10 protein-coding genes are annotated in these 10,104 nt (G+C 72.2%); 3 read left to right on the top strand and 7 right to left on the bottom strand.

Translation table 11 applies throughout. The features are described from left to right. From GXW74_RS19065 to GXW74_RS19035, 7 genes are all read right to left on the bottom strand, one after another. The coding region (locus GXW74_RS19065; protein ID WP_211848131.1) for a DUF4011 domain-containing protein at nucleotides 1–1,652 on the bottom strand (1,652 nt) is incomplete at its 3' end. A gap of 40 nt (nucleotides 1,653–1,692) precedes the next feature. Beyond that, entirely contained in the window at nucleotides 1,693–3,261 is a 1,569-nt protein-coding gene (locus GXW74_RS19060; protein ID WP_211848130.1) for a Na+/H+ antiporter, read from the bottom strand. A 57-nt stretch (nucleotides 3,262–3,318) separates the two neighbouring features. After that, entirely contained in the window at nucleotides 3,319–3,489 is a 171-nt protein-coding gene (locus GXW74_RS19055) for a hypothetical protein (RefSeq protein ID WP_211848129.1), read from the bottom strand. After that, nucleotides 3,486–4,004, bottom strand: coding sequence for a DUF1003 domain-containing protein (locus GXW74_RS19050; protein WP_211848128.1), 519 nt, complete (start codon nucleotides 4,002–4,004; stop codon nucleotides 3,486–3,488). Before GXW74_RS19050 ends, GXW74_RS19055 begins: the two co-directional genes overlap by 4 nt. A 56-nt stretch (nucleotides 4,005–4,060) precedes the next feature. Then, nucleotides 4,061–4,813, bottom strand: coding sequence for an SDR family NAD(P)-dependent oxidoreductase (locus GXW74_RS19045; RefSeq protein ID WP_211848127.1), 753 nt, complete (start codon nucleotides 4,811–4,813; stop codon nucleotides 4,061–4,063). A 210-nt stretch (nucleotides 4,814–5,023) separates the two neighbouring features. Next, nucleotides 5,024–5,455 (bottom strand): CBS domain-containing protein, encoded by a 432-nt coding sequence (locus GXW74_RS19040; protein ID WP_211848126.1) that lies wholly within the window; start codon nucleotides 5,453–5,455, stop codon nucleotides 5,024–5,026. 186 nt (nucleotides 5,456–5,641) lie between these two features. Further along, entirely contained in the window at nucleotides 5,642–7,408 is a 1,767-nt protein-coding gene (locus GXW74_RS19035) for a glucan ABC transporter ATP-binding protein/ permease (RefSeq protein WP_211848125.1), read from the bottom strand. Nucleotides 7,409–7,566: 158 nt separating this feature from the next. Between GXW74_RS19035 and GXW74_RS19030 the strand changes: the two genes are divergently transcribed. The 3 genes from GXW74_RS19030 (at nucleotide 7,567) to GXW74_RS19020 (ending at nucleotide 10,100) form a co-directional block, all read left to right on the top strand. Continuing rightward, nucleotides 7,567–8,556 (top strand): Bug family tripartite tricarboxylate transporter substrate binding protein, encoded by a 990-nt coding sequence (locus GXW74_RS19030; RefSeq protein WP_211848124.1) that lies wholly within the window; start codon nucleotides 7,567–7,569, stop codon nucleotides 8,554–8,556. 160 nt (nucleotides 8,557–8,716) lie between these two features. Next, a complete protein-coding gene (locus GXW74_RS19025; RefSeq protein WP_211848123.1) occupies nucleotides 8,717–9,031 on the top strand; it encodes a CBU_0592 family membrane protein in 315 nt (104 codons plus the stop codon). Nucleotides 9,032–9,107: 76 nt separating this feature from the next. Continuing rightward, nucleotides 9,108–10,100 carry a Bug family tripartite tricarboxylate transporter substrate binding protein gene (locus tag GXW74_RS19020; protein ID WP_211848122.1) on the top strand — a complete coding sequence of 331 codons (993 nt, stop codon included), beginning with the start codon at nucleotides 9,108–9,110 and terminating at the stop codon, nucleotides 10,098–10,100. The last annotated feature ends 4 nt before the right edge of the window (nucleotides 10,101–10,104 follow it).

Below are 10,104 nucleotides of genomic sequence, written 5' to 3'. Positions count from 1 at the left end.
AGCCGCGCGGCGACCGAGGCCGGTCCGGGCGCGGCGCCGCCGGCCGCGGAGAGCGCCGCGCCGGCCGCCGCGAAGGCGCGGATCCAGCCGGGCAGCCGCGCGATCAGCCGGTCCGCGTCCGCCGGGCCGATATCCGCCGTCACGCCGCGCCAGGGGTTGTTGGCGCCGTCCGCCTCCACCGCGCGGGCGGCGAGGTCGCGCACCGCGTCGCGCTTCGCGGCGATGGCGGCGCCGTCCCAGGCGGCGACATCCAGCGTGAAGTCCGGCGCCGCCGCGCCCCTGCGGCGCAGCCCGACCAGCGTGCCGATCACCTGGTGCAGCGGAATGCCGGAGGCGCCGGCGGGCCCGCGCATCGCCGCCGCATGGCGGTTGAGCCGGCCGCGCAGCGTCGCCAGCCGGTCCACCACCGCCTGGCGGTTCGGCTTCGGCGGCGGCGGCAAAGCCAGCGTCGCGCGGAGTTCGTCCAGCACGGCGCGCTTGGACTGCTTCTCGCTATGCAGTTCGAGGCAGGCGGCGCCGAGGCCGATCTGCTCCAGCCGGCGCTTCACCACCTCCAGCGCCGCCAGCTTTTCCGCCACGAACAGCACGGAACGGCCGTCGAGCACCGCCTGCGCCAGGATGGTCGCGATGGTCTGCGACTTGCCGGTGCCCGGCGGCCCCTGGATCACCACATGGCCGCCGCGGCGAACGGATTCCGCCGCCAGCGCCTGCGATCCGTCCATGTCCATGACATGGTCGAGCCGCTCGACCGGGATCTCGGCATCCACATCGGCGTCGTCGGGAAAGGTGGGCGGGGCGGACAGCGCCTCGCCGCCGACCAGCGCCCGCACCAGCGGGTGGTCGGCGAGGCCGGGATTCTCCTCCGGCCCCAGGTCGCGCCACATCAGGAACTTGGCGAAGGAGAACAGGCCGAGCGCCAGCGCATCGGCATCGACCGACCAGTCGGCGCGGTCCTTCACCGCCGCCGCGACCGCTTCCGACCAGGCGGTGGGGTTGTAGGTCTCGGCGTCGAACTCCGGCAGCGTGGTGCCGAAATTCACCTTCAGCATCTCGCGGAGCGACAGGTTCTCGGCGACCTCGTTGGCGCTCGCGCGCAGGCGGAAGGTCTGCGAGACGCCCTCGCGCTCCAGCGCCACCGGCAGCAGCGCGAGCGGCGCGCGGCGTTCCGTCTCCGGCGTCGCCGGGTCGCGCCACATCAGCGCGCCGAGGGCGAGGTAGAGCGTCGGCACGCCGGTCTCCTCCCGCGCGGTGCGCGCATCGGTCATCAGGTCGCGCAGGCGGCGGGCGAGGTCCGGCGGCGGCAGCCGGACGCGGAGGTTCTCGTCGCGCTGCCATTCCTCGCGCGTCGCCTTGCCGTCGGCCTTGGCGACGCCCTCGGCCTTGGCGGCAGCCCTGGTCGTGCGCCTGCGGGTGCGGCGGGGCTTGCCTTCCGCCGCCGGCGCCGGTTCGGGGGGCGGGTCCTCCCCCGCGGCCTCGAAGCCGAAGGCGCGGCCGGCAGCGAGCGCGCCGACGACGAAATCGGCATCCTCGTCGTCAAGGATGACGACGCCGCGCGACCGCCCCGGCCTCGGCAGGGAGAGGAGCCGGTTCCGGGTGGACAGGTCGAGCAGGGCGCGGCGCGCATCTTCGAGCGCCTGGCGAAGGTCGGTCATGCGGCACCTATAGCGCGGCGGAAACGAGTCCCGGCACGCATCAGCCGTGCTCGGCACCGAGCAGTCGACGCAGCCGGAGCTCCTCGAGGTCGAGTTCCTCGGTCAGGCGGACCATCAGCTCCTCCTCCAGCCCGTCCTCCTCCCGGTGGCGCAGCAGACGGGCGCGGCCGGCGCGCAGCGCATGGAGGCGATGTTCGAGGCGGGAGGCGCGCTCGGCGGCGATCGCACCCTGGTTGATGCCGTCCAGCAGGCGGACGCGGTCGCGGTATTCGGGCAGCAGGTCCTGGGCGATGGCGCCGGCGAGCACGTCCTCGGCACGGCGTTCCATCTCGCGCAGGGAGGCATGGGCGATCAGCGTGCGGGCGGCGGCTTCCTCGACGCTCATGCCCGGGCGGCGCTTCTCCTCCACGCCGAGCCGCCTGATCAGCCATTCGAGCGTGGTGCCCTGCATCACCAGCGTCGCGAGGATGGCGCAGAAGGCGAGGAAGACGATGAGGTCGCGCTCGGGGAAGGTGACCGGCAGCGCCAGCGCCGCGGCGAGCGAGACGACGCCGCGCATGCCGCACCAGGCGATGATGGTCGAATGGCTCCAGGGGCCGGGCTGCCCGTAGCGGGCAAGCGCCGGCAACAGCCGCGGCGTGATGGAGGCCGGGAAGACCCAGGCGAAGCGCGAGGCGATCAGCACCGCGGAGAGCACGCCGGCGAACCAGGCGAGGTCCCATCCGCTGTAGCCTTCCATGCGGTCCATGATCTCGTTGAGCTGCAGCCCGATCAGGATGAACACCAGGCTGTTCAGCACGAAGACGATGAATTCCCACACGGCGCGCGATTCGCGGCGGGTGCGGGCGGTCAGCGCATGCTGCGCGCGGCCGAGGACCAGGCCCGTCGCGACGACGGCGATGACGCCGGAGACATGCGCGAATTCCGCCGCGAAGTAGGAGGCGAAGCAGGCGACGAAGGACATCGCCGTCTCGAGCAGCGTGTCGTCCAGCCGGCGGATGGCGAAGACGGCGCCGCGGCCGATCGCCCAGCCGATCGCCGCCCCGCCGATGGCGAGCGCGACGAAGGTGACGCCGGCCTCGGACCAGGAAATCGCGCCGGCGAGCGTCGCCGCGACCGCGAAGCGGTAGAGCACCAGCGCGGCGGCGTCGTTGATCAGGCTTTCGCCTTCCAGCACGGTGACGATCCGCTTCGGCAGGCGCAGGCGCCCCAGAACCGCCGCGGCGGCCACCGCATCCGGCGGCGCCACGATGGCGCCGAGGGCGAGCGCGGCCGTGAAGGGCAGCCACGGGATCAGCAGGATCGCGGCGGCGGCGACGCAGAGCGCGCTGAACAGCACCGCGCCGACGGCGAGGAACAGGATCGGCCTGATGTTGCCCGTGAAGGCGCGCCAGTCCGTCCGCAGCGCGCTGGCCTGCAGCAGCGGCGGCAGGAAGAAGGTGAGCGCGATCTCGGGGTCGAGTTCGACCCTCGGGGCGCCGGGGATGAAGGCGAGCACCATGCCGCCCAGCACCAGCACCACGGCATAGGGCAGCCGCGCGTGCCGCGCCAGCAGCGCGAACCCGATGCAGGCGGCGACCAGGATCAGCAGGGTCTCGACGATGTGCATGGCGGCCGCCTGTGTGCCAGGGGCGGAACGTCGTGGGAAGGCGGCCGCGCCGCGCGGCTACTCGTCCTTCCTCCAGCGCCACAGGACGAGAAGCAGCACGAAGCAGACCAGCACCACCGTCGAGAGCATGCCCTGCACGACGCCGAAATTCGGCGAGTCCCGTGCCACGAACAGCGCCGCCAGGCTGCCGCCGAGCGCCAGCAGGATACGGACCGCAAGATTGATCATGCCGGGGTTCCCCGCCCTTCCAGCGCCTCGATCCGCGTCAGCGCGGCCTTCAGCAGTTGCGTGACTTCCAGGAGCTGCTGCTCGCGCATCAGGTCGATCTTCTCGTGCAGCCGGGCGATCTCCGCCTCGGCGCGGATGTTCACCTGATAATCGGCCAGGGCGCGGTCGCGGTCGACCTCGGACTGGCGGTTCTGGCTCATCATGATGACGGGCGCCGTATAGGCCGCCTGGAAGGACAGCAGCAGGTTCAGCAGGATGAAGGGATAGGGGTCCCAGGCGCCGCCGCCGGACAGGACGTTGCCGGTCATCCAGGCGATGATCAGCCCCGATTGGACCATGATGAACCGCCAGGAGCCGACGGTCGCGGCCACCGCATCGGCCAGCACCGCCCCGAGGGGCAGCGGCGTGCGCGGCCCGAGGGAGCGCCGGCGCCGGCGGGCGAGCGCGATGGTGCGCCGCAGATGGGATCTTTGGCCGTTCGCGTGGGTGTGGCTGGCGGTGGCGGTTCGGTTCATCGCGGAATCCCTGCGGCGGTCCGGTGGCGCGAGCCTGAGCCCGGCGCCGCTGCCGCTCAATGGCTGGATCGCAGCGTGCCGCCGTCCACGTGGATCACCTGGCCGGTGATGTAGCGGGCAAGCGGGGAGCAAAGGAAGGTCACGAGGACCGCAAGATCCTCCGGCTGGCCGATATAGCCGACCGGGACCTCCTTCTCCGCCCAGGCGCGGCGGGCCTCATCGGTCGGCAGCACGCGGGCGTCGATCTGCTCGGAGCGGATGCGGCCCGGCGGCACGCAATTGACCGTGATGCCGTCCCGCCCGAGCACGCGCGACAGCGCCTTGGACCAGATGTGCACGGCGCCGTTGGGGGCATTCGCGGGGTTGATGGAGAAGGGTTCGTCGGTGCCGGTCAGGCTGACGATGCGCCCCCATCTGTTGGCCTGCATCGCCGGAATGAGGGCGTGGGTGACGCGGCGGCCGGCCTCGAAGTTGAGCAGCATGGCCTCCTGCCAGACCTCGTCGGCGCCGAGGTCGGTCTGCGGGCGGGAGCCGCCGGCATTGTTCACCAGGATGTCGCAGCGCCCGAAATGGCCCAGGACGGCGTCGCGGATGCGCGGAGCGGCCTCGGCCGCGGTGATGTCCTGCTCGATGACCAGCGGGGTGGCGGAGGCAGGGAGTTCGGCGGCGAGCTGATCCAGCAGCGCGCGCCGGCGGGCGAGGATGGCGAGGCGGCAGCCCTCCGCCGCCAGCATCTTCGCGATGGCACGGCCAAGGCCGGCCGAGGCGCCGGTGACGAGGGCGACCTTGCCGGTGAGCTGGAGATCCATGCGACGCGCTCCTGGCGGGACGGGCGGCAGGTTCGCATGGCCAGGGCAGGAGGGCGATGGGGCGGCGCCCGATGGTCGCAAGGATCGGGACCCGAGAGGGGATTTGCCCCGCCTCGGGCCACTCCCCACCGAAAGGCCACAAGGTCTTTGGAGACGGCCGTCGGGCGCCGGGGCACGGGGAAGGCAGCGCCCTCCCCGTCGCGCCCTTCCCTACGCGGCCGTGACGAAGGCCCGCAGCGACTCGGCTTCCTGCTCAGCCTGCTCGATCCGCGCCTTCACCAGGTCGCCGATCGAGACCATGCCGAGCAGGCGCCCATCCTCGATGACCGGCAGGTGCCGGCAGCGGTGCTCGGTCATCAGCCCGAAGGCTTCGGCGATATGGGTCGTCGGGCGCACGGTGATCAGCTCCGTCGTCATCAGGTCGCGCGCGTGATGCGCCAGCGCGCCGGTCCCGTCCCGCGCGATGGCGCGAACGATGTCACGTTCGCTGACGATGCCGAGGACGGTGCCGTCCGCGTCCCGCACCAGCGCCGCGCCGATGCGATGCTGGGCCAGGGCCTGGGCGATGGCGGTGGCATCCTCTCCGGGGCCGACCGAGAACACGTCGCTGCCCTTCGTCCGCAGGATGGCCTGGATGGTCATGCGCGCTCCCTCCTCCTCTCCTCCGCCGGCCGGGGGGCGGCGGAAGGCAGCACGGGGGGTGCGCCGGGGAACTGGCGAGGCGAGGGTCCGGCGACCCCGTCCGCGCAACCGATGCGCGAGCCTGCCAGGGCCGGGCGGCGCGAAGCAAGCAAGAAGCGCGGCAGTCGCGCGATTGCGCGCGGCGGCTCAGTGCGCCGGCGCGGCGCCGCCGGCGAGCTGGGTGCGCACCAGCTCCGCGAAGCGGCCCTCCATCGCCACCAGGTCCCGGAACGGTCCGCGTTCGGCGATGCGGCCGCCGTCGAAGACCAGGATCTCGTCGGCCTCCCGCACGGTGGACAGGCGATGGGCGATGATGAAGGTGGTGCGGCCGGCCATCAGGGCGGCGAGCGCCTTCTGCACGCGCGCTTCCGTCGCGGCGTCGAGCGCGCTGGTCGCCTCGTCCAGGATCAGCACCGGGGGGTTCTTGATCAGCGCGCGCGCGATGGCGAGGCGCTGGCGCTGGCCGCCCGAGAGATTGGAGCCACGCTCCCCCACCACCGTATCGTAGCCCTGCGGCTGGCGGAGGATGAAGTCGTGCGCCTCGGCCTGGCGGCAGGCTTCCTCGATCTCCGCCTGGGTCGCCTCGGGGCGGCCGACCAGCAGGTTCTCCCGGATGGTGCGGCTGAAGAGCATGGATTCCTGGAACACCACGCCGATGTTGCGGCGGAGGGATTCCAGGCTGATCTCGCGCAGGTCGTGGCCGTCGAGGGTGATGCGGCCCTCGACCGGGTCCCACAGGCGCTGCAGCAGCGCCATGGCGGTGGACTTGCCGGCGCCGGTCTGGCCGACCAGCGCGATGGTCTGGCCGGGATGCGCCTTGAAGGAGACCTCCTTCAGGATCGGCGGGCCGCCGGGATAGGCGAAGCCCACGCCCTCGAACGCCACTTCCCCCATCGCGCGGCCGAGATCCCTGGCATTGGGCGCCTCCGGCACGGTGGAGCGCGCGTCGAGCACGGCGAAGAGCTCCGCGATGCGCGGCTGCACGAAGACCATGTGGGAGACGAAGCCGACCGCCGCCTCCATGCGGCCGATCAACAGCGTCGCGAAGCCCATGAAGGAGACGATCTCGCCCACCGTCGCCTGGCCGCGCACATGCAGCACCGTGCCGAAGACGAAGATGGCGATGACGCAGACGGTCGATGCCGCCCGCGTCAGCACCGCGACGATCGCCCACCAGTTCAGCACCGGGAACTGATGGTCGAGCACCTGGCGGATGATGTCGCCGAACATCCGCGCCTCCGAATTCAGGCGCGTGAAGGACTGCACGACGACGACGTTGGACAGCGCATCCTGCGCATTGCCGGCGAGGCGGGAGTGGAACTGCTCCACCTGCGCCTGGGCGTCCTGGGTGCGGCGGATGACCAGCGCGGAGACGACGGCGAAGATGACGACGAGGACCATCAGCAGGCAGCCGAGCCGCCAGTTCATCGCCATTGTCAGCGGCAGCAGGACGATGAGCGAGACGAAGGTGATGATGTGCTCGCGGAAGAAGCCCAGCCACAGCCCGAACAGGTTGTCGGTGCCGACCAGCATGATCTTCATCAGCCGGCCCGACTGCGTGTCCCCGTGGAAGGACAGCGGCAGGGCGAGCACATGCTGGAAGTAGTCGTGCATCACCTTGAGCCGGTTGCGGTGCGCCATGCGGTCGGCGAAGAGGCCGACGGCGACATTGGCGGCGATGCCGGCGAAGCCGACCGCCGCCCAGATGGCGAGCAGCGTCGTCGCCTCGGCCCACAGCGTGCCGGCCTCCATCCGGTCGGAACGCGCGAGCAGGTCCACCACGCGGCCGAACAGCACGGGTTCGAGGAACTGCAGCCCGGCCAGCGCCAGCGCCGCGACAGCGAGCCCCGCCGCCAGCGGGCGGTCGGACCCGAGCATCCACAGCACGCGCCAATACAGCCTGAGGAACCCCATCGCACCGCGACCCCCTGCCCCCGCCACCCCCGGGACCGGCCGCAGCCTAATCGGGACCGCCTGCGGGCGCGAGGTTGAACACGGCGCCCGGGCGCGTCAGTGTCCCTGCGTCGCCGCATCAGGCCCGGACCACGGGCCGCCGGGAGGAGAGAACGATAATGATCGACCGTCGTGCCCTGTTGGGCGGACTTGCCCTTGCGCCGCTGGCCCGCCCGGCCTTCGCCCAGGCCTGGCCGTCGCGGCCCATCCGCCTGGTGGTGGGCTTCCCGCCGGGCGGCACCACGGACGTCGCCGCGCGCGTGCTGGTCGAGCCGCTGAGCCGCCGGCTGGGCCAGAACGTGGTGGTCGAGAACCGGCCGGGGGGCTCGGGCGGGAACGTCGGCGCCGACGTCGTCGCGAAGGCCGACCCGGACGGCTACACGCTGCTGATGCAGACCGTGTCCTCGGGCGCGATCAACCACGGTCTCTACGGCGCGCGCATGCCGCACAAGCCGGAGGATCTTGCCGCCATCGCGCTGGTGGTCCGCGTGCCGAACGCGATCTTCGTGACCAACGCGCTGCCGGTGCGCACGCTGCAGGAACTGGTGGACTATGTGAAGGCGCGGCCGGGGCGGCTCAACATCGGCTCCTCCGGCGTCGGCACCTCCCTGCACATGACCGGGGAGTTGCTGAAGCAGGCGGCGGGCATCGACCTGACCCACGTGCCCTTCCGCGGCGCCGGGCCGATGCTGCAGGAGGTGATCGCCGGGCGCATCGAGGTGGCGGTGGACAACCTGCCCTCCGTCATCGGCCATCTGCGGGAGGGGCGGCTGCGGCCGCTCGCGATGACGACGAAGACCCGCACGCCGGCGCTGCCCGAGGTGCCGACGACGGCGGAGGCCGGCTTCCCGGCGGTGGAGGCGACCGCCTGGTTCGGCGTCTGCGCCCCCGCGCGCACGCCGCGGCCGGTGATCGACCGCGTGGCGCAGGAGGTGAATGCCTGCCTCGCCGACGAGGCGGTGTGGCAGAAGCTCGCCGATCTCGGCGGCATGAAGCCGGACCTGACGCCGAACGGGCTGTCCACGCCGGAGACCTTCCAGGCCTTCATCACCGCGGAGATCGCCAAATGGGGCGAGGTGGTGCGGCGGGGGAACATCACCGTAGACTAGTTGTGCCTCAAGCGCCGGCGCGCGCATGCGCGCGCTTGGCTTGCGCGCCCTGCGCCGACGCACCCGGCGCCGTTGACGGTCCGGGCGCGGTCGCGCTTCGCGCTCCCGGCCCGATGCGGAGCATCGGGCCGCGGATTGTGGGAAGGGGATGGTGCGGCGCATGGCCGAGGTCCTGGGCAGGGTGACGCTCTTCGATCCCGTCGGGATCGCGGGGACGCTGACCGTCGTGCTCGCCTATCTCGGCACGCAGCTGCGGCGGGTGGATGCGAAAGGGCTCGGCTTTCCGCTCGCCAACCTGATCGGCTCGGCGCTGATCACCGTCTCGCTGTGGCGCAGCTTCAACCTGGCCTCGATGCTGATCGAGACCTTCTGGATGGCGATCAGCCTGTTCGGCATCGGGCGATGGCTGGGCGAACGGCGCGCCGCCGGCGCTGCCGAAGCCGGCCGCCCGGGAAGTCCCGGCGCTCCTTGCTAAGCCCTCCCCACTGGGCTGTCATGGCCGGCAACCGGAGCGTCTCGGGCAGCCCGAAGGCCCAAGGGAGGGAAACACCATGAGGATCGCCCGCCGCGGCGTGCTTGCCGCATTGCCCGCCGCGCTCGCCGCGCCGCGCCTCGCTGCCGCGCAGGGCTTTCCCTCGCGCCCCATCCGCATCGTCATCCCCTTCACGCCGGCCGGCACCACCGACCTCGTGGGCCGGCTGACGGCGGAGATGCTGGGCCGCCGGCTCAACCACCAGGTGGTGGTGGACAACCGGCCGGGCGCCTCGGGCAATGTCGGCGCGGAATTCGTCGCGCGCAGCGAGCCCGACGGGCACACCCTGCTGCTGACGACGATCGGCACCGGCGCGATCAACTTCGCCGTCTTCCGCGAGCGCATGCCCTACAGGCCGGAGGATCTGGCCGCCGTCGGGCTGATGACGCGCGTGCCCAACGTGCTGATGGCTGCGAACAACACGACGATCCGCAGCCTCGCCGACCTGGTGCGGGAGGCGCGCGCCCGGCCCGGGCGGATCAACTACGGCACGGCGGGCATCGCGACCTCGCCGCATGTCGTGGTGGAGCAGCTCCGCCTCGCCACCGGCATCGACATCACCCACGTCCCCTTCCGCGGCTCCGGGCCGATGCTGACGGAGATGGTGGCGGAGCGGATCGAGGTCGGGATGGACAACATCCCCTCCGCCCTGCCCTTCATCCGCGACGGGAAGATCCGCGCCATCGGGGTGACGAGCGCTCAACGCAATGCCTCCCTGCCCGACGTGCCGACCGTGGCCGAACAGGGCCTGCCGGGCTTCGAGGCGACGGCCTGGTTCGGTGTGCTGGCGCCGGCGGCGACGCCGGCGGGGATCGTGCAGCGGCTTGCCGGCGAGCTGAACGCCATCGCGCTCGACCCCGCCTTCCGCCAGCGGATGGCGGCGCTGGGCGCCGATCCGCCGGGCCTCACGCCCGATGGCGGCAGCAGCCCCGAGGGCTTCGCGACCTTCCTGCGTGCCGAGATCGCCAGATGGGCTGATGTCGTGCAGCGGGCGAATGTGCGGGTCGAATAGGCGA

It is taken from the genome of Neoroseomonas eburnea (assembly GCF_018129005.1).
In the GTDB taxonomy this organism is placed as follows: domain Bacteria; phylum Pseudomonadota; class Alphaproteobacteria; order Acetobacterales; family Acetobacteraceae; genus Neoroseomonas; species Neoroseomonas eburnea.
Note: the sequence above shows the minus strand (reverse complement) of the source record. Positions and strands in the feature narration are given on the sequence as shown.

Coding starts and splice junctions, on each gene's coding strand:
- GXW74_RS19060 (WP_211848130.1), bottom strand. CDS start 3,261: ATGCACATCGTCGAGACCCTGCTGATCCTGGTCGCCGCCTGCATCGGG.
- GXW74_RS19055 (WP_211848129.1), bottom strand. CDS start 3,489: ATGATCAATCTTGCGGTCCGTATCCTGCTGGCGCTCGGCGGCAGCCTG.
- GXW74_RS19050 (WP_211848128.1), bottom strand. CDS start 4,004: ATGAACCGAACCGCCACCGCCAGCCACACCCACGCGAACGGCCAAAGA.
- GXW74_RS19045 (WP_211848127.1), bottom strand. CDS start 4,813: ATGGATCTCCAGCTCACCGGCAAGGTCGCCCTCGTCACCGGCGCCTCG.
- GXW74_RS19040 (WP_211848126.1), bottom strand. CDS start 5,455: ATGACCATCCAGGCCATCCTGCGGACGAAGGGCAGCGACGTGTTCTCG.
- GXW74_RS19035 (WP_211848125.1), bottom strand. CDS start 7,408: ATGGGGTTCCTCAGGCTGTATTGGCGCGTGCTGTGGATGCTCGGGTCC.
- GXW74_RS19030 (WP_211848124.1), top strand. CDS start 7,567: ATGATCGACCGTCGTGCCCTGTTGGGCGGACTTGCCCTTGCGCCGCTG.
- GXW74_RS19025 (WP_211848123.1), top strand. CDS start 8,717: ATGGCCGAGGTCCTGGGCAGGGTGACGCTCTTCGATCCCGTCGGGATC.
- GXW74_RS19020 (WP_211848122.1), top strand. CDS start 9,108: ATGAGGATCGCCCGCCGCGGCGTGCTTGCCGCATTGCCCGCCGCGCTC.